At 65.7% G+C, this 23,159-nt stretch carries 17 protein-coding genes and 1 pseudogene; 14 read left to right on the forward strand and 4 right to left on the reverse strand.

What is annotated here, in order from left to right:
• Positions 1-103: 103 nt before the first annotated feature.
• From QRN45_RS12300 to QRN45_RS12350, 11 genes and pseudogenes are all read left to right on the forward strand, one after another.
• A complete protein-coding gene (locus QRN45_RS12300) occupies positions 104-1,849 on the forward strand; it encodes a nitrite/sulfite reductase (protein ID WP_078107985.1) in 1,746 nt (581 codons plus the stop codon).
• Positions 1,846-2,562 (forward strand): phosphoadenylyl-sulfate reductase, encoded by a 717-nt coding sequence (locus tag QRN45_RS12305; protein WP_241707024.1) that lies wholly within the window; start codon positions 1,846-1,848, stop codon positions 2,560-2,562. The genes QRN45_RS12300 and QRN45_RS12305 overlap by 4 nt, the downstream gene beginning before the upstream one ends.
• A complete protein-coding gene (cysD, locus tag QRN45_RS12310; RefSeq protein ID WP_264636803.1) occupies positions 2,559-3,629 on the forward strand; it encodes a sulfate adenylyltransferase subunit CysD in 1,071 nt (356 codons plus the stop codon). Before QRN45_RS12305 ends, cysD begins: the two co-directional genes overlap by 4 nt.
• Positions 3,629-5,041 carry a sulfate adenylyltransferase subunit 1 gene (locus tag QRN45_RS12315; protein ID WP_284763545.1) on the forward strand — a complete coding sequence of 471 codons (1,413 nt, stop codon included), beginning with the start codon at positions 3,629-3,631 and terminating at the stop codon, positions 5,039-5,041. Before cysD ends, QRN45_RS12315 begins: the two co-directional genes overlap by 1 nt.
• Positions 5,042-5,320: 279 nt before the next feature.
• Positions 5,321-6,475 (forward strand): ABC transporter substrate-binding protein, encoded by a 1,155-nt coding sequence (locus QRN45_RS12320; protein ID WP_264636801.1) that lies wholly within the window; start codon positions 5,321-5,323, stop codon positions 6,473-6,475.
• A 109-nt stretch (positions 6,476-6,584) separates the two neighbouring features.
• Complete coding sequence (locus QRN45_RS12325) at positions 6,585-7,322, forward strand: ABC transporter ATP-binding protein (protein WP_234748948.1); 738 nt, start codon at positions 6,585-6,587, stop codon at positions 7,320-7,322.
• Positions 7,312-8,262, forward strand: coding sequence for an ABC transporter permease (locus QRN45_RS12330; protein ID WP_078107990.1), 951 nt, complete (start codon positions 7,312-7,314; stop codon positions 8,260-8,262). Before QRN45_RS12325 ends, QRN45_RS12330 begins: the two co-directional genes overlap by 11 nt.
• 35 nt (positions 8,263-8,297) lie before the next feature.
• Positions 8,298-9,337: pseudogene (locus tag QRN45_RS12335) on the forward strand (LLM class flavin-dependent oxidoreductase).
• Positions 9,338-9,416: 79 nt separating this feature from the next.
• Positions 9,417-10,673, forward strand: coding sequence for a uroporphyrinogen-III C-methyltransferase (gene cobA, locus QRN45_RS12340; RefSeq protein ID WP_284763546.1), 1,257 nt, complete (start codon positions 9,417-9,419; stop codon positions 10,671-10,673).
• 98 nt (positions 10,674-10,771) lie between these two features.
• Entirely contained in the window at positions 10,772-12,238 is a 1,467-nt protein-coding gene (locus QRN45_RS12345; protein ID WP_264636798.1) for an FAD-dependent oxidoreductase, read from the forward strand.
• 94 nt (positions 12,239-12,332) lie between these two features.
• Entirely contained in the window at positions 12,333-13,712 is a 1,380-nt protein-coding gene (locus tag QRN45_RS12350; protein WP_284763548.1) for an MBL fold metallo-hydrolase, read from the forward strand.
• A 93-nt stretch (positions 13,713-13,805) separates the two neighbouring features.
• Here QRN45_RS12350 and QRN45_RS12355 read toward each other — a convergent pair whose 3' ends face one another.
• The 3 genes from QRN45_RS12355 to QRN45_RS12365 all read right to left on the reverse strand — a co-directional run bounded on the left by QRN45_RS12355 (position 13,806) and on the right by QRN45_RS12365 (position 17,378).
• A complete protein-coding gene (locus QRN45_RS12355; RefSeq protein WP_241707031.1) occupies positions 13,806-14,486 on the reverse strand; it encodes a FadR/GntR family transcriptional regulator in 681 nt (226 codons plus the stop codon).
• Positions 14,483-15,748, reverse strand: coding sequence for an MFS transporter (locus QRN45_RS12360; protein ID WP_241707032.1), 1,266 nt, complete (start codon positions 15,746-15,748; stop codon positions 14,483-14,485). Before QRN45_RS12360 ends, QRN45_RS12355 begins: the two co-directional genes overlap by 4 nt.
• Before the next feature lie 187 nt (positions 15,749-15,935).
• Positions 15,936-17,378, reverse strand: coding sequence for a PucR family transcriptional regulator (locus tag QRN45_RS12365; protein WP_241707033.1), 1,443 nt, complete (start codon positions 17,376-17,378; stop codon positions 15,936-15,938).
• A 144-nt stretch (positions 17,379-17,522) separates the two neighbouring features.
• On the opposite strand from QRN45_RS12365, the gene QRN45_RS12370 reads away from it, so the two are divergent.
• Together QRN45_RS12370 and gabT are read left to right on the forward strand one after the other, a co-directional pair.
• Positions 17,523-18,953: a gamma-aminobutyraldehyde dehydrogenase gene (locus QRN45_RS12370; RefSeq protein WP_264636796.1), complete on the forward strand. Its 1,431-nt coding sequence runs from the start codon at positions 17,523-17,525 to the stop codon at positions 18,951-18,953.
• Between the two features lie 58 nt (positions 18,954-19,011).
• A complete protein-coding gene (gene gabT / locus QRN45_RS12375) occupies positions 19,012-20,367 on the forward strand; it encodes a 4-aminobutyrate--2-oxoglutarate transaminase (protein WP_078107999.1) in 1,356 nt (451 codons plus the stop codon).
• Between the two features lie 153 nt (positions 20,368-20,520).
• On the opposite strand, the gene rarD is transcribed toward gabT, so the two are convergent.
• Positions 20,521-21,417 (reverse strand): EamA family transporter RarD, encoded by an 897-nt coding sequence (gene rarD, locus QRN45_RS12380; protein ID WP_241707152.1) that lies wholly within the window; start codon positions 21,415-21,417, stop codon positions 20,521-20,523.
• Between the two features lie 291 nt (positions 21,418-21,708).
• On the opposite strand from rarD, the gene QRN45_RS12385 reads away from it, so the two are divergent.
• The gene (locus QRN45_RS12385) at positions 21,709-23,142 is read left to right on the forward strand and encodes an FAD-dependent oxidoreductase (RefSeq protein ID WP_284763549.1); all 1,434 of its coding nucleotides are present in this window, start codon (positions 21,709-21,711) and stop codon (positions 23,140-23,142) included.
• Positions 23,143-23,159: the final 17 nt, after the last annotated feature.

Raw genomic sequence — 23,159 nt, forward strand, 5'->3', positions numbered from 1 at the left:
GGTGAACAAGGCCCGACGGCGGTTCGTGACGAAATGTTTCCCTAGGTGACTCTTCGTTTCTGCGTCGTTGTTGGAGAAATCTGGCCAGCCCTACAGTCGATGCATGACTGATACAGCTCTAGCCGGAGCGTCCGCGGACGAGGCTGCACCCAAGCGCCCGGCCCGCACCGCCCGTCCTGCCGCTAAACCCCACGGCCAGTGGAAGGTTGACGGCACCGCGCCGCTCAACGCCAACGAAACCTGGAAGCAGGAAGACAACGGACTCAACGTCCGTGAGCGTATCGAGTCTGTCTATTCCAAGCACGGCTTCGACTCGATCGACGGAACGGACCTGCACGGCCGTTTCCGCTGGTGGGGCCTGTACACGCAGCGCAAGCCCGGGATCGACGGCGGCAAGACCGCCACGCTTGAGCCGCACGAGCTCGAGGATAAGTACTTCATGCTCCGCGTGAGGATCGACGGCGGTGCGCTCACCACCGAGCAGTTGCGCGTCATCGGCCAGATCTCCGTGGACTTCGCCCGTGGCAGCGCCGACTTGACCGACCGCCAGAACATCCAGCTGCACTGGATCCGCGTGGAGGACGTGCCGGAGATCTGGCGCCGCCTCGAATCCGTCGGCCTGTCCACCACCGAGGCGTGCGGCGACGTCCCGCGCGTCATCCTGGGCTCCCCGGTTGCCGGGATCGCCAAGGACGAGATCATCGATCCCACGCCGCTGATCCACGAACTCGCGGAGCGCTTCATCGGCGACCCCGAGCTCGCCAACCTGCCGCGCAAATACAAGACCGCCATCACCGGCCACCCCTCGCAGGACGTGGTCCACGAGATCAACGACTTCGGCCTGGTCGGCATGGTCCACCCCGAACTCGGCGTCGGCTATGACCTCTGGGTGGGCGGCGCGCTGTCCACCAACCCGATGCTCGCCAAGCGGCTCGGTGCGTTCGTGAAGCCCGAGGAAGCCGCCGAGGTATGGCTCGGCGTCACCAGCATCTTCCGCGACTACGGTTACCGCCGCATGCGCACCAAAGCTCGCCTGAAGTTCCTCCTGGCCGACTGGGGTCCCGAGAAGTTCCGCCAGATCCTCGAGGACGAATACCTCGGCTTCAAGCTTTCCGACGGCCCCGCTGCCCCGAAGCCTTCAACTCCGGGCGACCACGTCGGCATCCACGAGCAGAAGGACGGCAAGTTCTTCATCGGCGCCACACCCTTGGCCGGACGCCTCTCGGGAAGCCAGCTCGTGAAGCTCGCGGACACCCTCGAAGCCCGCGGCTCGTTCCGCCTGCGCACCACGCCGCACCAGAAGATCGTCGTGTTGGACGTCGCCAAGGAGCAGGTGGAAGCGCTCGTGGCCGAACTGGACACCCTGGGCCTCTCCGCCCGCCCGTCCGTCTTCCGCCGCGGCACCATCGCCTGCACCGGCATCGAGTTCTGCAAGCTCGCCATCGTGGAAACCAAGGTCACGGCAGCCACCGCCGTCGCCGAACTGGAACGCCGCCTGGCCGACCTCGCGGACAGCGGCCAGTTGCCGCAGGCCCTGTCCCTGCACATCAACGGCTGCCCCAACTCCTGCGCCCGCATCCAGACCGCGGACATCGGGCTCAAGGGCATGATGTTGCCGACGCCCGACGGCGACCCCACCCCGGGCTTCCAGGTCCACTTGGGCGGCGGGCTGGCTTCCTCCAGCCGCGAAGAAGCAGGCCTCGGACGCACCGTGCGCGGCCTCAAGGTCTACGTCGAGGACCTGCCCGATTACGTAGAGCGGGTAGTCCGGAAGTTCGTGGCCGACCGTGCCGAAGGCCAGACCTTCGCCGAATGGGCACACTCCGCAGATGAAGGAGATCTCCAGTGACCACCACCACCTCCCTCCGCTCCCACGACGAACTCAAGGCCTTGGCGGAATCCGGTGCCGCAGAGCTCGGCTGGAACGCGCCCGCCCGCGACGTCATCGCCTGGGTGGCCCGCAACTTCGAACTGCCCGCCGTCGCCGTGGCCTGCTCCATGGCCGACGCCGTGCTGCCCGCCCTCGTCGCGGACCAGTTTCCCGGCGTCGACGTCCTGTTCCTGGAGACCGGCTACCACTTTCCCGAAACCCACGCCACGCGGGACGAAGTGGCCGCGAACCTTCGCGTGAACATCGTGGACGTGCTCCCGGAAAACACCGTGGAGCAGCAGGACCGCCTTCTCGGCAAGGACCTGTTCGCCCGCGACGCCGCCCAGTGCTGCGCGCTCCGCAAGGTCCAGCCGCTGCGCCGGACCCTCGCCGGCTATGAAGTCTGGTTCACCGGTGTCCGCCGCGACGAGGCCCCCACGCGGACCAACACGCCGCTGATCACCTGGGACGAGACCAACGGCCTGGTCAAGGTCAACCCGATGGCCGACTGGAGCTTCGACCAGCTGGTCCAGTACTCCGAAGACAACATCCTTCCCGTCAACCCCCTCCTGAGCCAGGGCTACCCGTCCATCGGATGCCAGCCCTGCACCCGCAAAGTAGCCCCGGGAGCGGACCCCCGCTCCGGCCGCTGGGCAGGAACCGACAAGACAGAATGCGGACTACACGTATGAGTACCCAAATCACCAACGAGGACCTGGAGTTGTCTGTGCTGGAAACCGACGCAGCTGAGACGCCGACTGCCGCCCAGGGAGTGGCATCGGGCCTGTCGGAGCCGCGCGCTGGGCTGATCGAAGATCAGCCGCGCGGCGAAGGGGCGGGGGCGGCAGTCGGCGTCGAAACCTCTGAGCGCCTTTCCTCACTCGACACCCTCGAGTCCGAGGCCATCCACATCATCCGTGAGGTTGTTGCCGAGTTCGAGAAGCCTGCGCTGTTGTTCTCCGGCGGCAAGGATTCCGTGGTGATGCTGCACCTGGCCACCAAGGCGTTCTGGCCTGGCAAGGTCCCGTTCCCCGTGCTGCACGTGGACACCGGCCACAACTTCCCCGAGGTCATCGACTTCCGTGACCGCACGGTGGAGCGACTGGGCCTCAAGCTGGTGGTGGGCTCCGTGCAGGAGTTCATCGACCGTGGCGAACTTGCCGAGCGTGCCGACGGCACCCGCAACCCGCTGCAGACCGTGCCGCTGCTGGATGCCATCCAGCGCAACAAGTTCGACGCCGTCTTCGGCGGCGGCCGCCGCGACGAGGACAAGGCCCGCGCCAAGGAACGCATCCTGAGCCTGCGCGACGAATTCGGCCAGTGGGATCCCCGCAACCAGCGCCCGGAACTGTGGAACCTGTACAACGGCCGCCACACCGTGGGCCAGCACGTCCGCGCGTTCCCCATCAGCAACTGGACCGAACTGGACGTCTGGCGCTACATCGAACGCGAAGGCATTGAACTGCCCGGCCTGTACTACGCCCACGAACGCGAAGTCTACGAACGCGACGGCATGTGGCGCGCAGTCGGCGAGGTTTCCATGCCGAAACCCCACGAGGAAGTCGTGACGAAGCTCGTCCGCTACCGCACTGTGGGTGACATGTCCTGCACGGGCGCCGTCCTTTCCGACGCCCGCACGGTTGCCGACGTCGTTGTTGAAGTTGCCGCATCCACACTCACCGAACGTGGCGCCACCCGTGCAGATGACCGCATCTCCGAGGCAGCCATGGAAGACCGCAAGAAGGACGGCTACTTCTAATGAGCACTGAAACCGCACTCCTGGAGACCGGCCTGCGCGAATCGACGCTGTTCCGCTTCGCCACGGCTGGATCCGTCGACGACGGCAAGTCCACCCTCGTGGGCCGCTTGCTGCACGATTCCAAGGCGATCCTCGCGGACCAGCTCGACGCCGTCGCCCGCACCTCGGCGGACCGCGGCTTCGGCGGAGCCGGCGCCACCGGCAGCCAGGCGATCGACCTTGCCCTCCTGACCGACGGCCTTCGCGCCGAGCGGGAACAGGGCATCACCATCGATGTCGCCTACCGCTACTTCGCCACCGACCGCCGCAGCTTCATCCTCGCGGACTGCCCCGGCCACGTGCAGTACACCAAGAACACGGTGACGGGCGCGTCCACCGCGGACGCCGTCGTCGTCCTCATTGACGCCCGCAAGGGAGTCCTGGAGCAGACCCGCCGCCACCTGTCAGTGTTGCAGTTGCTCCGCGTGGCGCATGTGATCGTTGCTGTGAACAAGATCGACCTCGTGGACTTCAGCGAGTCGGTCTTCCGCGAGATCGAGGCCGACGTGCAGAAAGTCGCCCGCGAGCTTGGCTTGGGCAGCGATGGTGTTGCCGACGTCGCGGTCATCCCGGTGTCGGCGCTCGACGGCGACAACGTCGTGGACCGCTCGGAACGCACCCCGTGGTACAGCGGCCCGGCGCTGCTCGAGGTCCTGGAAACCCTTCCGGCCGCGGACGAGCTCGAAAGCCACCTGGAGAGTTTCCGCTTCCCGGTCCAGCTGGTCATCCGGCCGCAAGGCGCGCTGGCTCCCGACGCCGTCGCCGCAGGGCTCGACGTCGGGGCGTACCGCGACTACCGTGCCTACGCCGGCCAGATCACGGAAGGAACCGTGAAGCTCGGGGACAAAGTCACCGTCCTGAGCCCGGGCCACGAACCCCGGATCACCACCGTGACGGGGATCGACTTCGCGGGCAGCGAGTTGACCGAGGCTACCGCTCCGCAATCCGTGGCGATCCGCCTGGCCGACGAAATCGACATCGCCCGCGGTGACACCATTGCCGCCGCAGGGACGGTGCGTGAGAGCTCGGCCGATCTGTACGCGGCCCTGTGCTGGCTTTCGCCGAAGCCGTTGCGAGAAGGTGCCAAGGTGCTCGTGAAGCATGGGACCCGGACCGTCCAGGCGCTCGTCCGCAATGTCACGGGCAAGCTGGACCTGGCCACGTTCAACGTCGAGGCGGCCTCCAGCCTTGAGCTGAACGACATCGGCAACGCCCAGCTTCGACTGGCCGCGCCGTTGCCGTTGGAGAACTACCTGCACCACCGCCGCACGGGCGCTTTCCTGGTGATCGACCCCGTGGACGGCAACACGCTGGCCGCCGGCTTGGTGAAGGACCACCCGGGCGACCACGAGGACGAACGTTACGTCATCTGACGCTTCCGGTGACTGGAACCGCAGCTTGTTTCCCGAACCCCGCCTTCAAGGTCCGGGATGGGAAACAAGCTGCGGTTTTTTGCGTCGGGGCCAGCTCAATTGTGACGCCGCATGAACGTGCGTGACCCCGGGTTTCCGGGTCATTGAACGGCAAATATGACAGTCCCTATGGTGAATCCATGACCTCATCGGATTGGTCCTTGGCTGCCCTTTCGGGGCGATGTCGCAGGGCCTGATAAACGCCCTGCCCCTTCCGCAACGCATCCCAAGGATTCCCCCATGTCAAACACCCCAGAACCCACGCCGCCCGCCTCGAACCCGGGAACCACCCGCATCGTCGCCGGCGAAACCAACAAGCCCAAGCGCCGCCGCGCGCTCGAGATCGGCATCGCCGTCGGACTCGTCCTGCTGATCGGTGCCGGTGCCGCTGTCGCATCGGTGGTGGCCAAGAACAACGAAACCCAGGCAGCCGCGGCAACGACGCCCGCCGCTGAACTTCGGCTCGGCTACTTCGGCAACGTCACCCACGCTCCCGCGCTGGTGGGCGTCAGCAAGGGGATCATCGCCAGCAAGCTCGGCAGCACCAAGCTCACTACCCAGATCTTCAACGCCGGACCCGCCGCGATCGAGGCCCTGAACGCCGGAGCGATCGACGCCGCCTACCTCGGGCCCAACCCGGCCATCAACTCCTTCGTCCAGAGCAAGGGCGCCTCCATCAGCATCATCGCGGGTGCTGCCTCCGGGGGTGCGCAGCTCGTGGTGAAGCCCGGCATCAACAGCGCCGCGGACCTCAAGGGCAAGACCCTCGCATCCCCACAACTCGGCGGCACCCAGGACGTGGCACTGCGCGCCTGGCTTGGCAAGCAAGGTCTGAAGAGCAACCCGAACGGCGGGGGCGACGTCGCCATCAACCCCACCGATAACGCCCAGACCCTCAAGCTCTTCCAGGACGGAAAGCTCGACGGCGCGTGGTTGCCAGAGCCCTGGGCCTCACGTCTGGTGCTCCAAGCCGGCGGGAAGGTCCTCGTGGACGAGAAGGACCTCTGGGACAAGGGTGCGTTCCCCACCACCATCCTGATCGTGAGCAAGAAGTTCGCCGCCGAGCACCCGCAGACGGTAACGGCCCTGCTCCAGGGCCACGAAGCCTCCGTCAACTGGCTCAACACCGCCTCGGCGGCCGACAAGGCCACCGCGATCAACGCCGCCCTGAAGGCGACCGCCGGAAGTACGTTGCCGGCCGACGTCATCGACCGCTCCCTGAAGAACATCACCTTCACCGTGGACCCGCTCGCCGGAACCTACAAGAAACTCCTCCAGGACGGGGTCGACGCCGGCATCACCAAACCGGCCGACATCAACGGCATCTTCGACCTCCGCGCCCTCAACAACGTGACCGGGCAGAAGACCTCGGCTGCAGGACTGGGCCAAGACTGAACTGCCAAGACCCAACTGACTCGCAGTTGTTGTCGTTATGAGGCCTCATAACGACAACAACTGCCAGTCAGTTGGGAATTCAACAACGAAACAAACGAAGGACGGGACCATGCCAGTCGTACTGGAACACCTGGGTAAACGCTTCGGCGACGGAGCCCCGGTGCTGGACGACGTCAACGCCACCATCCAGCAAGGCGAGTTCGTCGCCTTGCTCGGTGCGTCCGGCTGCGGCAAATCCACCCTGCTGAACATCCTCGCGGGGCTGGACCAGCCGACGTCGGGCGCCCTGGAGGTGCCCAGCGACGGTGCCGCCTTCATGTTCCAGGATTCAGCGCTGTTTCCATGGCTCACTGCCCGCGGCAACATCGAACTCGCGCTGAAACTCGCCGACAAGTCCGGCAGCCTGAGCAAAGCGTCGCGTGCCGCCCGTGCGGGCGAGCTGTTGGACCTCGTCCATTTGGGTGGCGCGGGGGACAAGCGCCCGCACGAGCTCTCCGGCGGCATGCGCCAACGCGTCGCCCTGGCCCGCGCGTTGGCGCAGGACCGGCAACTGTTGCTCATGGACGAACCGTTCGCTGCCCTCGACGCCATCACCCGCGACCTTCTGCACGACGAGCTTGAGCGGATCTGGAAGGAAACCGGCCGCACCATCGTGTTCGTGACGCACAACGTGCGCGAAGCCGTCAGGCTCGGCCAGCGTGTCCTGCTGCTGTCCTCCCGTCCGGGACGGGTCGTGGCCGAGTGGAACGTCACCGAGGAACACCGGACCGACGCCGGCCGGGCCGGGGAGCTGACCGGAACCATTACCCGCCGCCTGCGCGAGGAGATCCGCCGCCATGCCAATTGAACAAGAGACCCGGCTTGCCGAAGGAGAGGCCGCCGAGCAAGCTCAGCAGTCCCGCCACATCACGTCGCCGTCCCTGAAGGGAAACCCGGACGAACTCCGGGACCTTGAGGCCGGCCTGGACAAGCTGCAGTCGGATGCCCACCGCAAGGCGCGCATCGACTGGGCCCGTATTGTCCTCCCGATTGCGGCGCTCTTGGTCCTGATCCTCGCGTGGCAGTTCTATGTCTCCCTTGGTTTCAAGCGCCGCGACCAGGTTCCCGGACCGCTCGACGTCCTGGGCCAGTTCGGTTCTTTGTGGGCCGAAGGCAAAGCCCAGGAAGCCATCTGGACCTCACTTCAGCGCGGCGTGATCGGATTCCTCATCAGCGTCGCCGTGGCTACTCCGGTGGGCCTGCTCCTGGCACAGGTGCAGCCGCTGCGCCGTGCCTTCGGACCGCTCATTTCCGGGCTCCAGGTGCTGCCGTCGGTGGCCTGGGTTCCGGCGGCGATCATCTGGTTCGGGCTCTCGGACGGCACGGTGTACTTTGTCGTCCTCATGGGTGCCATCCCGTCCATCATCAACGGGCTGATTTCCGGCGTCGACCAGATCCCGCCGCAATACCGGAGCGTCGGGAAGGTCCTTGGGGCCTCGCGACTGCAGATGGCGTTACAGATCGTCCTGCCCGCGGCCCTCCCCGGCTATCTGGGTGGACTCAAGCAGGGCTGGGCTTTCTCCTGGCGCTCGCTCATGGCCGCCGAAATCATCGCGGTGGGCGGCACCATCGGCTTCGGACTCGGTTCGCTCCTGGACCAGGGCCGCACCCTGTCGGACATGGCCACGGTCATGTCCGCCATCCTGGCGATACTCTTTGTGGGCATCCTGATCGAGCTCGTTGTCTTCGCCCCGATTGAGCGCCGCCTCCTGCTCCGCCGCGGCCTGCTCGCGGGCAGCACGCGCTAAGGAATTCCCCGGCCCACACCGTGGTTGATGCGGGCATGAAACGAATCGGTTTTCTTTCCTTCGGCCACTGGGGACCCGTCCAAGGATCGCGCACTCCGTCGGCCGGCGACGCCTTGCTCCAAGGGATCGACCTTGCGGTGGCGGCTGAGGAACTCGGCGTCAACGGAGCCTTCTTCCGCGTGCACCACTTTGCGCGCCAGCAGGCCTCGCCATTCCCCTTGTTGGCGGCCATCGCGCCCGGACCAGCCGGATCGAGATGGGCACTGGCGTGATCGACATGCGCTACGAAAACCCGCTCTATATGGCCGAAGAAGCAGCGGCCACGGACCTCATCAGCCAAGGCAGGCTCCAATTGGGCATCAGCCGTGGTTCACCCGAGCCGGCCCTGCACGGCGCCCGGTACTTTGGCTACGCGCCCGCCGAGGGTGAGGACGACTCCGCGATGGCCCGCCGCCACACCGCCGTTTTCCGGCACGCTATCGCAGGCCACGGAGTAGCCGAAGCTGATCCCTCCTTCATGGGCGGCGGCCGTGGCCTCCTGCCGATCCAGCCGACGTCGCCCGGGCTGCCGCGACGGATCTGGTGGGGCGCCGGCACCCGCAAAACCGCCGTCTGGGCCGCGGAACAAGGGATGAACCTCATGAGCTCCACCCTGCTCACCGAGGACACCGGAGTTCCCTTCGACCAGCTCCAGGCCGAACAGATCAGCATGTTCCGGGAGGCATGGACAACGGCCGGACACGGTTTCGAGCCCCGTGTTTCGGTCAGCCGCAGCATCATTCCCGTGGTGGATGCCGAGGACGAACACTATTTCGGGCTCCGCGCGCAGGTGGATAACCGCGACCAAGTGGGCATGCTCGACGGTGCCCTGTCGCGGTTCGGCAAGAGTTACGTCGGCCCGCCCGATGCCTTGGCCGAGGAACTCGCGCAGGACGCCGCGGTCCAGGCAGCGGACACCGTACTCGTTACCGTGCCCAACCAACTCGGTGTGGAGTACAACATCAAGCTGCTGGGCAACATCGCCAAATACGTGGCTCCGGCGATCGGATGGGAGGCGCCCGGCGCTCAGGCGTAATGTGACGCCGGGTTACCTAGCGTGAACTGGTGTTTCCGGACCTTTGAAGCATGTTACGGCCCGGCCCTACAGTTTTTTCATGGCAATACAGGACATCTACCCCACAGCCCTGCGGCTGCTCGGCCGCCCGGTGCTGGTGGTGGGCGGCGGACCCGTGGCTGCCCGACGCGCCAAGGGACTGCTCGACGCCGGCGCCCGGGTGACCGTGGTGGCCCCCGTTGCCTCTGACGCGCTCCGCGAACTTGCCGCCTCCGGCCTGCTCACCTGGGAGCCGCGCACCTACCTTTCCTCCGACGTCGACGGCGTGTGGTTCGTCCAGACTGCCACCGGTGTTGCCGCTGTGGACGCCCAAGTAGCCGCCGACGCCGAGGCGCAGCGCATCTGGTGCGTCAACGCCTCGGACCACGAATCGTCGGCAGCCTGGACGCCCGCCGTCGCCGTCGTCGACGACGTCAAGGTCGCCATCAATGCCGGGGGAGACCCGCGCCGCGCCATGGCCTTGCGCGACGCAGTTGCCACCGCGCTTGAGACGGGAGACCTGCCGCTCCGCCGTCGTCGTGCGTCCACCGGAAGCGTCGCGCTCGTAGGCGGAGGGCCCGGCGACTCCGGACTCATCACCGTCCGCGGCCGCCGTCTGCTGGGCCAGGCCGACGTCGTCGTTGCGGACCGCCTCGGACCGCGTGACTTGCTGCAGGAGCTCGCTCCGGACGTCCGCGTGATCGAGGTCGGCAAGACACCCGGCCACCACCCCGTGCCGCAACTCGAGATCAACCGGATCCTTGTGGAGGAAGCCCTGGCCGGCCACCGGGTGGTGCGGCTCAAGGGCGGCGACCCCTACGTCCTGGGCCGCGGCGGCGAGGAAGCCGAATTTTGCCGGCAGAACGGCGTCGAGGTTGAAGTGGTTCCGGGCGTGACCTCGGCGATCTCAGTGCCGGCCGCAGCGGGTATTCCCGTGACGCACCGAGGACTCGCGAAGGGCTTCAGCGTGGTGACCGGCCACGAGGAACTCTCCGAGGTCCCGGCCCGACCGGACCACACCGTGATCCTGCTCATGGGCGTCGCCAAACTCCGCGAATCCGCCGCGGCCCTCGCGGAATCCGGAATGCCCCTGGACACGCCAGTAGGTATCGTAGAGAACGGCTACATGCCCGAACAGCGCGTCACGATCGGCACTTTGGCAACCATCGCCGAGCAAGCCGAGGCCACCGGCGTCGCAAATCCCGCAGTGATTGTGATCGGCGATGTTGTGCGTGTCAGCCCGTTTGCCCCCGAACATTTCAAGACCGCTGACTACAGCACACTGACCCCCAACAAGCCCCGCGTCGTTACCCCTTAGCCCCTCACCCAACTAGCTCGCATTAGGTGTCGTTATGAGCCCTCAAAACGACAACAATTGCGAGCTAGTTGGGAAGCACACTGAAAAGGAACACAGCCGTGTCATCTAGCACCACCGTAGGAACCGCCGCACGTCCGCTGCGCGTCGCCGTCGTCGGCTCCGGCCCGGCCGGCGTCTACGCAGCTGACATCCTGACCAAGAGCGAGGCCGTCAAGAGCGGCGAGCTGGCGGTCAGCATCGACCTCTTCGACCGCTACCCGGCTCCCTACGGCCTGATCCGCTACGGCGTCGCTCCGGACCACCCCCGCATCAAGGGCATCGTCAACGCGCTGCACAAGGTCCTGGACCGCGGGGACATCCGCTTCTTCGGCAACGTCGACTACGGCACGGACATCTCCATCGAAGACCTCCGCACCCACTACGACGCCGTGATCTTCGCCACCGGCGCCATCAAGGACGCGGACCTGAACATCCCGGGCATCGAGCTCGAGGGTTCCTTCGGCGGCGCCGACTTCGTCTCCTGGTACGACGGGCACCCCGACGTTTCCCGCGAGTGGCCTCTCAACGCCAGCTCGGTGGCCGTGCTCGGCAACGGCAACGTCGCACTCGACGTTGCCCGGGTCCTCTCCAAGCACGCCGACGACCTTCTCGTGACCGAAATTCCGGACAACGTCTACGCGGGCCTCAAGGCTTCCCCGGTCACCGACGTACACGTCTTCGGCCGCCGTGGACCGGCGCAGGTGAAGTTCACCCCGCTGGAGCTCCGCGAACTGTCCCACTCCAAGGACGTGGACATCATCCTTTACGCCGAGGACTTCGAGTTCGACGAAGAGTCGGACCGCCAGATCCAGACGAACAACCAGACCAAGACCATGGTGGGCACGCTCACCAACTGGATCGCCGAGCAGCCCGAGGACCTCTCCGAGCTCAAGGCATCCCGCCGGCTGCACCTGCACTTCCTGCACAGCCCGGTGGAAATCGTGGATTCCGCAGAGACCCCGGGCAAGGTTGCCGCGATCAAGTTCGAGCGCACCGAGCTGGACGGCACAGGCAACGCGCGTGGTACCGGCGAGATCGTCGACTACCCGGTCCAGGCCGTGTACCGCGCGATCGGCTACTTCGGTTCCGCGCTGCCGGACGTTGAGTTCGACCACAAGCGCGGGGTCGTCGCGAACGACGGCGGCCGCGTGCTGGACGCTTCCGGCGAGCACGTTCCTGGCCTCTACGCCACGGGTTGGATCAAGCGTGGCCCCGTCGGCCTCATCGGCCACACCAAGGGCGACGCACTGGAGACGGTCACGTACCTCCTGGAAGACCGTGAAAACCTGCCGTTTGCTGCCGTTCCCGAGGCGGACGCCGTCGTCGAGCTCCTGGACGCCCGCGGTGTGAAGTTCACCAGCTGGGAAGGTTGGCTGGCCCTGGACGCCCACGAGCTCGCTCTGGGTGCCGCAGCGTCCGACGCCGGCACCTCGCACGGCGTCGAGGTCCAGCGCGAACGCATCAAGGTTGTCCCGCGTGAGGACATGGTGGATATCTCCCGCGACGGCGTGGCTGCCCAAGTCTAAATCTACAACGCGGGGTCACTTGGCGCCCATCCGGGGCATCGGAATGGGCGCTAAGTGACCCCGCGTTGCGCGTTATCGGGGCTAAACTTTCCGCATGGACGTCGTCGTCGTCGAAACGACCCAATTGGGGGACCGCAGCTACCTCGTTCACGACGGTACGGTGGCGCTCGTGATCGACCCCCAACGTGACACCGACCGCGTCGAAACAGCGGCGCGCGCTGCGGGAGTGGCCATCACGCATGTCGCTGAGACCCACCTCCACAACGACTACCTCACCGGCGGCCTCATCCTTGCCCGTGACCACAACGCCCGCTACCTGGTGAATGCGGCGGACAACGTAGCGTTTGAGCGGGAGCCGGTTGTCCCGGGGCGGGCGTTCAAGGTAGGCAGACTTTCAGTCAAGCCCGTGGCCACGCCGGGCCACACGTACACACACCTGGCCTATGTCGTTTCGGACCCCGACGCCGGCACTGGCGTCCGGCTAGCCGTGTTCTCGGGTGGCAGCCTGCTCTACGGCTCTGTGGGCCGGACGGATTTGATTGGCCCGGAGGACACCGCCGGACTGGCCCATGATCAGTACGCCTCGGTCCGGCGGCTCGTCGGTGAGGCAACCCCCGACGCGATCCTGTATCCCACCCATGGCTTCGGTTCGTTCTGCTCCATCGGTCCCGCGAGCAGGATCCCCGCATCGACGATCGCGGAGCAGGCCGCAAGCAACCATGCGCTCACTGACCCGGACGAAGACCACTTCGTCAGGCACCTCCTGGCGAATATCACGGCCTACCCGAGCTACTACGCGCACATGAGCCCGCTCAATGCACTCGGTCCGGGCCCGGCGATACTCGACATGCCGGAATCCGTGGAACCCGCCGAACTGGAGCGCAGGCTCGAGGCCGGGGAATGGGTGGTGGACCTTCGCAACCGGGTCGCGTTCGCTGCGAGCCACCTGCGTGGCAGCGTGGCCTTTGAATACGGGACGGGATCGAGCTTCACGAGCTACCTTGGTTGGGTCCTGCCATGGAACCAGCCGCTGACCCTGCTGGGTGCCCATGCCGACGTCGAAAAGGCTATCCGCGACCTCGCGAGGATCGGATTCGACTCCCCGGATGCCGCCGTCGGCGTGGATCCCGGGGCTCTGGCACCCGGCGCATTGTTGGTGCAGTATCCGATCACCGACTGGGCGGGGCTGATGCGGGACCGGGCTCCGGGTGAAACGGTGCTGGACGTGCGCCGTACCGAGGAATTTTCCGCCTCACACGTCCAAGGCGCGGCCAATGTTCCATTGCACGAGCTTTTGCGCCGTGTGGACGAATTGCCGACGGCCAGGATCTGGGTGCATTGCACCTCCGGTTATCGGGCAAGCGTCGCCGCAAGCCTGCTGCATCGTGCAGGCCGCGACGTGGTGCTCATCGACGCGCCCTTCCGCGAGGCAGCTGATGCCGGTGTCGAACTGACGGGCGCCGCTTCAGGCTAGATCCCGGACCCGCTGCGGACGCTCGCTCACCTTTGGGGTATTTCCTGCGGACGCTCGCTCACTAGATGTGAGCGGGCGTCGGGGAAGATGGCGTCAGCTGTTGAGCCACTCCGCGGCAAAGTCCAGGTTGCGGTACACGCTCGCGACGGCGGCAGCTTCGTCGCGTGCTTCGATGGCGTCAGCCAGTTCGTCGTGGCCTTCGTGCGGGATGCCGTTGAAGCCGGCCTTGCGTTGTTGGCGCAGCAGATCGTCGTTGAAGACCCCGCCGAAGGAAACATACAACTGGTGCAGCAACGGATTGCCCGAAGCCAGCGCCACCCGTTCGTGGAAATCCCAATCGGCCCGGGCCCACGCGGGGTAGTCGGCCGCGAGCCAAGCATCGTGGCGCAGTTGGAGCAGTGCGCGCATGGCGGCGATGTCCTCGGCGGTAGCGTGCTTCGTGGCTAGCCGGGCGGCTTGGGTGTCGAGCCCCACCCGGACTTCGACCACGTGCTCCTGCGTGTGTTCCTTGTACATCCGCTGGGCTGCGCCGGAGATCTCGCTCGTGGCCCGGACATAGGTTCCGTCACCCCGGCGGACCTCCAACATGCCGCTGTGGGCCAAAGCTTTGATGGCTTCGCGGAGCGTCCCGCGGGAGACTCCCAGCGAGGCCATGAGCTCCGGCTCGGCCGGAATCTTCTCCTGTAGCGGCCACTCACCGGACTGGATCATGCTGCGCAGTTGCCTGGTGACTTCCTCGGCCAAGGCGGGCCGGTGCGAAGGTGTCAGGCTCATGCAACAGGCCTTGGTCCGGCCTTGATCGGCGTCCGTTTGCTGGTCAGCTGGTGGCCCGTCACCATGAGGGCCAGCGCCACCAAGGCAAGGAGTGCCAAGGGAAGGGTCCAAGCGCCGGTGGCACTGTGGAGCAGGCCCATGCCGAACGGTCCCAACGCCGCGATCAAGTACCCCACGGACTGGGCGACAGTGGACATGGCGGTGGTCTCCGCCGTCGTACGCCCGCTGCGGCTGATGATCACCAGGACCAGGGGGAAGATGCCCAGACCGAAACCGAACATCACGGCGGGAACCGAGGCGAACGACGTCGGCAGCAGAAGCATTGCGGGGATTGCCAGGAGGGTGGTCCCGCTGCCGAGGTACAGGGCAGGTCGCATCATGCCGGGCCGCGAGCCGATGGCCAGGAGGATCATGCCACCAGCCACGGACACCAGCTGCATGAGTCCGAACTGGAGGCCGCTCTCGGAGGCGCTGAGTCCCTGGGTTGTCAGGATGTAGGCAAACCAACTCATCACGGCATACGCCAGGAGGCCCTGCAACGTGAAGATGGAAGTGATAAGGAATCCCAGCCGGGTGCGCAGGAGCGGCCACATCGACACGTGCTCTTGGCTGGCCTTGCGTGATGAGCGGTGGGTGTGGAGGACCATCGGAAGGAAGCCAAGGAGTGCGGCGACGCCAAGGAGTCCCCATGCGGCCAGGCCCATCGACGGCGAGCCCAGTTGCTGCGCCAAGGGCACGCTGACCGCCGCGGCGAAGGTGGCACCCGCGGACATCGTGAAGGTGTAGAGACCGGTCATCATGGACGTCCTGCTTGCGTAGTGCTCGCGGATGTACGACGGCATGGCCACGTTGCACACTGCCAGGCCGGACATCGCCAGCACTGTTCCGGCGAGGAGCGCACCGGTTGCGGGGACGCTGCGGACCAGGAGCCCGGCGGCCAACATGGCGAGCGCGACGAAGATCGATTTCTCGACGCCGATCCGGCGCGATAGCCACGAGGTACCCAAACCCGCGACGGCGAAGCACAGCAAGGGGATCGACGGAAGAATCGACGCGACGAGCGCCCCGTATCCGAGGAATGCCTGCAAATCGTGGAACAGCGCCGCCGCGCTCGTGATGCCGGCACGCAGGTTCAGGCCGATGAGGATGACGGCGATGATCCCGACGACGGCGACCACCTTGGATTTCGGCGCTACAGTACCGCCGGTGGTGGGCACAGTTGTTGTTTCCGTTGCGTGGGGAGTCGGGTGAGTCGAAGCCATGCTTAAAGGTTAGACGTTTGATGTTTGGCGCGCGAAGTTTTGTGGCGAATCTCTCTGTGCCGCGGCGGGAGCCCAACTGACTCGCACTTAATGTCGTTTTGGACGCTCGTAACGACAACAAATGCGAGTTAGTTGGGGAGGGCCGACGGCGACGGCGGGTGGGGAGGACCGACGGCGGCAGGGAACCTTAGCGCGGGTTGCGGGCGCCCAGCCGTTGCACCGCCAGGGCGAGCCACAGCTGCACGCGGTCCGGCGTCTGGGCGGGGTCATAACCGGTAAGGTCCGTGATTTGCGCCAGCCGGTAGCGCACCGTGTTGCGGTGCAGGGTCAGGGCTTCAGCGACGGCGGCCACCGAACCATTGTGGTTGAGGTAGCTTTCCAGGGTTGAAACGAGCTCCGAGCCGTGCGCGGCGTCGAACTTGCGCAGGGGGGTGAGCGCCTCGCTGGCCATGTCCGCCAACGGCACATCCTCGCTCGCCAGCAACAGCGAGGTCAGGCTGAGCCGCTCGGGCTCGTTGACCGGCAGGCCGTGCGCCACGGCGTCGCGCGCTTCGAAGTAGCTCCAACGCACGCCGTTCGGCTTCGTGTACGCGCCGCCGATTCCGATCACCGCGTGGATCCCCGCCTCCAAAAGGTGATCACTGAGGTCCTTGGCGAGCGCGCTCGCGGAACTGCCGTCGTCGGGCACTACCGTCACCAGGTCCTTCCCGACGACGGCGGTCACCCCGCCGTCGAGCGACTGCGGAAGCGATGTGCTCCCGAGTTGCTTGTGATGGGCTGTTGAAACCACCAGCAGCACCACGTTCTTGCGCGTGCTGTTGATTCCGACGCCGGCCAGGCGGCGGGCACCCTCCACCGTGTCCAGGGTTCCGTGGATGACATCGTCCAGTACCTGGCCCGCCAAGGCCCGTTGGCTCTGGCGCTGCTTGACCATGTTGTTGAGTTCCACGCTGATCAGGTTCTGCGCATAACTGACAATCCCGGTGTCCCCGAAGGGTTGCCTGATCCATAGCGTGCAGGCGTCGCGACGGCCTGTCGGAATGGGAAAGGACGCCCAATCGTCAGCCGTCGGCGCGGGTTTGCCGGGCACGCTGTTGTAAAGCTGGGCGCTGAACTGGGTGAGCGCGATATCGGTCCGGAGCATGCTGCCCAACTGCTTGAGCAATTCGCCGAGGCCGCCCCCGGTCAGCAGGGCCCGGGCCAGGATCTGGTGGCCGGCGATGAGGCGCTCCAGCTTGGAGTAGTGGTCGGCGGATTGGGAATCGGCCACGAGTTTTCCGATGGCGATGAAAGGGGTCTCGTAGGGGACTTCCACGAGGGGCAGGCCCCAGCGGTTCGCTTCCGCAACGAGGGCGGAGGGCACGGCTTCATGGGTCAGCCCGGTCCCGAAGCCGATGCCGACTGCTCCCGCGCGCTGGACCTGGCGCACGAAACGGCGCTGTTCCGCGGCGCCGTTGAGCCTGAGCCCCGTGGTCAGGATCAGTTCGCCGCCATTGAGGAAGCGTTGGGGATCCTCCTGCTCCGTCACGGCCACCCATCGGATGTCTTCGTTCCAGGTGGTTTCCGCGAGGCCGGCTTTGCGGAGTCGAAGTGAGGGGACGGCGACGAGCGCGGCGAGTGACATTGCCATGCCAAAAAGGATATCCCTGCACTGGTCATTCGCACTAAGCCGTGGTGGTCGGGGTGTGCACCTGACTATTCCGCGCTGCGGGGTGCTGGCATAGGCTCGGAGCAGCTGCAACCAATGCCTAGACACCGAAAGAGGTTGTACACCGTGGTCCAAACCTTGCAGAACTTCATCAACGGCGAGTTCGTCACGCCGGCAGGCACCGAACTGCTCGACATCGTGAACCCCACCAACGGAGAGATTGTGGCCCATGCGCCTATCTCCACGGCGGCCGACGTCGATGCCGCCATGAACGCGGCGAAGGAAGCTTTCAAGTCCTGGAAGCATGTCACGCCGGGCCAGCGCCAGCTCATGCTGCTCAAGCTCGCCGACGCCATCGAGGCCAACAGCGATGAGCTCGTTGAGGCACAGCACCGCAACACCGGCCAGGTCCGCGCCCTCATTGCATCCGAGGAAGTTGCCGCCGGTGCAGACCAGCTCCGCTTCTTCGCCGGCGCCGCGCGCATCATGGAAGGCAAGTCCGCAGGCGAATACTTCGAGGGCCACACCTCGTACGTCCGCCGCGAACCGATCGGCGTCGTGGCCCAGGTTGCCCCGTGGAACTACCCGTTCCTCATGGGTATCTGGAAGATCGGCCCAGCCCTCGCCGCAGGCAACACTGTTGTTCTCAAGCCCTCTGACACCACGCCGGAATCCACCTTGGTCCTGGCCCGCCTGGCGGGGGAGATCTTCCCGGCCGGCGTCCTCAACGTGGTCCTCGGCAACGGAGCCACCGGGTCCATGATGGTCGAGCACAAGGTCCCGGGCCTCGTCTCGATCACCGGTTCCGTCCGTGCCGGCATTGCCGTAGCCAGCGGAGCGGCCAAGGGCCTCAAACGTGCCCACCTGGAGCTCGGCGGCAAGGCCCCGGCCATCGTCTTCAAGGACGCCGACATCAAGAAGAGCGCAGCGGCCATCGCCGAATTCGCCTTCTTCAACGCCGGCCAGGACTGCACGGCCATCACCCGCGTGCTGATCGAGGACTCCATCCACGACGACATGGTTGCCGCGATGGTGGAGCACACCAAGACGCTGCACACGGGTTCGCAGAACGACGACGAGAACTACTTCGGCCCGCTCAACAACGTGAACCACTTCAACGCCGTGAACTCGGTAGTGGAGCACCTCCCGGCCAACTGCAAGATCGAAACCGGCGGCCACCGCGCAGGTGAGAAGGGCTTCTTCTTCGAGCCCACCATCATCACCGGCGCCAAGCAGAGCGACGACGTCGTCCAGAAGGAAACCTTCGGTCCCGTCATCACCGTCCAGAAGTTCACCACCGAGGCCGAGGCACTCGAGCTCGCGAACGACGTCGAATATGCCCTGGCCTCCAGCGTCTGGACCACGGACCATGGCACCGCGATGCGGATGAGCCGCGACCTGGACTTCGGCGCGGTCTGGATCAACACCCACATCCTGCTGACCGCTGAGATGCCCCACGGCGGCTTCAAGCAGTCCGGCTACGGCAAGGACCTGTCCATGTACGGCGTCGAGGACTACACGCGCATCAAGCACGTCATGTCCGCCCTTGATGCCTAACTCAGGCGCCTAGCGCCCGACGCCCACACACGGCAAGCATAAGAAAGAAAGAACCATCATGACCGCAACAGCACATGAAATCACCTACCGCCTGGACCAGAAGCGCAGCATCAACGGCGCCTTCCCCGGCCCCAAGTCGCAGGCCCTGAACGAGCGCCGCGCCGCCGTCGTCGCTGCCGGGGTGTCCTCGGGCGTGCCGGTCTACGTTGAGGATGCCGACGGCGGCATCATCCGCGACGTCGACGGCAACTCCTTCATCGACCTCGGCTCCGGCATCGCCGTCACGAGCGTTGGTGCCTCGGACCCCGCCGTCGTCGCCGCCGTCCAGGACGCTGCAGCGCACTTCACCCACACCTGCTTCATGGTCACGCCGTACGAGGGCTACGTCGCCGTCGCCGAGCAGCTGAACCGCCTCACCCCGGGCGACCACGAGAAGCGCACCGTGCTCTTCAACTCGGGCGCCGAAGCAGTGGAGAACGCCGTCAAGGTGGCACGCCTGGCAACCGGTCGTGACGCCGTCGTCGCTTTCGACCACGCCTACCACGGCCGCACCAACCTGACCATGGCGCTCACTGCCAAGGCCATGCCGTACAAGACCAACTTCGGCCCGTTCGCGCCCGAGGTCTACCGCATGCCGATGAGCTACCCGTTCCGCGAGGAAAACCCGGAGATCACCGGTGCCGAGGCCGCCAAGCGCGCCATCACCATGATCGAGAAGCAGATCGGCGGCGACCAGGTTGCCGCGATCATCATCGAACCGATCCAGGGCGAGGGCGGCTTCATCGTTCCCGCCGAGGGCTTCCTGCCGGCACTGTCCGCGTGGGCCAAGGAAAAGGGCATCGTCTTCATTGCCGACGAGGTCCAGTCCGGTTTCTGCCGCACGGGTGAATGGTTCGCCGTCAACCACGAGGGTGTTGTCCCGGACATCATCACCATGGCGAAGGGCATTGCCGGCGGCCTCCCGCTGTCCGCGATCACCGGCCGCGCGGACCTGCTCGACGCCGTCCACCCGGGCGGCCTCGGCGGCACCTACGGTGGCAACCCCGTTGCCTGCGCCGCAGCGCTTGCGGCCATCGGCACCATGGAGCAGCACGACCTCAACGCCCGGGCCCGCCACATCGAGGAAGTCGCACTCGGCCGCTTGCGTGAGCTCGCTTCGGAAGTTCCCGCCATCGGCGACGTCCGCGGCCGCGGCGCCATGCTGGCCATCGAACTGGTACAGGCCGGCTCCAAGGAACCGAACGCGGAATTGACCAAGGCCGTTGCCGCGGCGTGCCTCCAGGAAGGCGTCATCATCCTGACCTGCGGCACCTACGGCAACGTCATCCGTCTGCTGCCGCCGCTGGTCATCAGCGACGAACTGCTCCTGGACGGCCTCGAGGTCCTGGCTGCAGCCATCAAGGCCAACGCTTAGCCGCAACCTTCAGGCGGACATGCCCGCCTCTAGGTGCAAGGGATGGACATAGTGCGACTATGTCCATCCCTTGCGTTTAACAATGGGCATGTCCACTGGACGTCAATGGGCATGTCCATTGGTGCTAGGTAGCGCTGGGCATGTCCGGCGGTCCTAGGCGGCGCTGAGCCGTGCGTTTTTCCTGATGACCGAGTTCTTGCGTGCCGTGCGCAGCATGTCGAGGGTCAGGAGCAGCAGCGCCAGCCACACGATCCCGAAGCCCACCCAGCGGTCCGGCGTCATGGCCTCGTGGAGGACCGCCAAAGCCACGATGAACTGGAGGATCGGCGCGAAGTATTGCAGCAGGCCGATGGTGGTCATGGGCAGGCGGCGTGCGGAGGCACCGAAGAAGAGCAGGGGCACGGCGGTGATGATGCCCGAAGCCGCCAGCAGCCAGAAGTGGCCCGGGCCGTTGCTTCCCAAAGTACCTGCTCCCATGAGGCCAAGGACAAGCATGGTGGCGCCGGCAACGGGAGCGAGGACCACGGTCTCCACCGTGAGGCTCGTGATGGCATTGACTTTCGGTCCTACGCGCTTCTTCACGAAACCGTAGAGGCCAAAGCTGAACGCCAGGACCAAAGCGATCCACGGCAGCTTTCCATAGGAAACCGTCAGGACGCCGACGGCGATGAATCCGATCACGACGGCGGCCCACTGGAGCGGGCGGAGCGTTTCCTTCAGGACGAACACCCCAAGGAGCACCGACACGAGCGGGTTGATGAAATAGCCGAGCGAAGCTTCGACCGCGTGCCCGGTGGTGACGCCGAAGGTGTACGTCAGCCAGTTGATGGCGATCAGCCCGGCAGCCATCGCGAGCGGTCCGAGGACGGCCCGGTCCCTGAAGGCATTGCCGAGGAGGCGCCACGTCCGGGTGATGGTGATGAGCAGGGCGCAGAAAATGAGCGACCACACCACCCGGTTGGCGACGATTTCCACGGCTCCGGCGGGTTGCAGCACCACGAAGTAGAGCGGAAGCAGGCCCCACAGGCCGTACGCCCCGATACCGAACACGACGCCCGCCGTCGTCTCCTTCTTTGCCGTGGCAGCAGCGGCGGCTGAAGCTGAAGAAGCACTGGTGTTGGACTGGGCAGGCACGGTTTGCTCGGGCGTAGACACAAAGTCAACAACATCACATTTTGCGAGGGTATTCCTGACCGTACGGCCGGAAAGTTTTTGTGATTTTCCTCGCCCGGTTGTGTCACCTCCCGCCACGTACTGCCGCTCCGGCCACAACTGAGAACTAGAATTGGAAACTGCGCGCCCCACTACGCGGGGCGGTTACCTGTCTCAGAAGGGTTCACGGTGTCCAACTCGGCCGAAACCACCTCAAAACGTCCATTGCGCGTCGCCATTGTCGGCGCAGGACCGGCCGGCGTGTACGCCGCGGATATCCTGACTAAATCGAATGAGGTCAAGGATGGCGACGTCGAGGTCAGTATCGACCTTTTCGAGGCATACCCTGCACCGTACGGCCTGATCCGCTACGGCGTTGCTCCGGACCACCCCCGCATCAAAGGCATCGTCAACGCGCTGCACAAGGTCCTGGACCGCGGAGACATCCGCTTCCTCGGCAATGTGACGTACGGCCGCGACCTCACGCTGCATGACTTCCGCTCTTTCTACGACGCCGTGATCTTCTCCACCGGGGCCATCAAGGACGCGGAGCTGAACATCCCGGGCATCGAGCTTGATGGCTCCTTCGGCGGAGCCGATTTCGTCTCGTGGTACGACGGCCACCCCGACGTGCCTCGCGAATGGCCGCTGGATGCCAAGGAAGTGGCAGTCATCGGGAACGGCAACGTGGCGCTGGACGTGGCCCGTATGCTCTCAAAGCACGCCGATGACCTCCTGGTGACCGAAATCCCGGACAACGTGTATGGGGCCCTCAAGGCTTCCCCGGTCACGGATGTGCACGTCTTCGGCCGGCGCGGTCCAGCCCAGATCAAGTTCACTCCGCTGGAACTGCGCGAGCTCTCGCACTCCAACGACGTGGACATTGTGCTGTACCCGGAAGATTTCGAGTTTGACGAAGCCTCGGACGAGGCCATCCGCAGCAACAACCAGATCAAGACCATGGTCAACACGCTGACCAACTGGCTCGTCGAGGAACATGCCGAAGCTGAGCAGCCCTCGTCCCGGCGGTTGCACCTGCATTTCCTGCACAGCCCGGTGGAGATCGTTTCCGAAGACGGCTCCGGGAAAGTGTCCGGCATCAAGTTCGAGCGCATGCAACTGGACGGCACAGGCAACGCCAAGGGCACCGGCGAGTTCGTGGACTATCCGATCCAGGCCGTCTACCGCGCCATCGGCTACCACGGTTCCCCGCTGGACGAACTTGAGTACGACGCCCGCCGAGGTGTCATTCCGAATGACGGCGGACGGGTGCTGGACGCCGACGGCAAGCCGGTGCCCGGGATCTACGCGACCGGCTGGATCAAGCGCGGACCGGTCGGCCTGATCGGGCACACCAAGGGCGACGCCCTGGAGACCATCGGTTGCCTCCTGGAGGACCGCCTCACCCTGCCCCCGGCCGAGAACCCGGATCCGCAGGCCATCATCAACCTCCTGGAAGAACGGGGCATCGAGTACACCACCTGGGAAGGCTGGAACAAGCTCGATGCGCACGAAGTAGCCCTCGGTGCCGCATGGACCGCCGAAAACCCGGACGCCGGCGTCGTACGCGAACGCATCAAGGTGGTTCCGCGTGAGGACATGATCGAGATCTCACGCGGCTAGCGGGTCACCGCCGGGTG

Source organism: Arthrobacter sp. efr-133-R2A-63 (assembly GCF_030209795.1).
Lineage (GTDB): Bacteria > Actinomycetota > Actinomycetes > Actinomycetales > Micrococcaceae > Arthrobacter > Arthrobacter bambusae_A.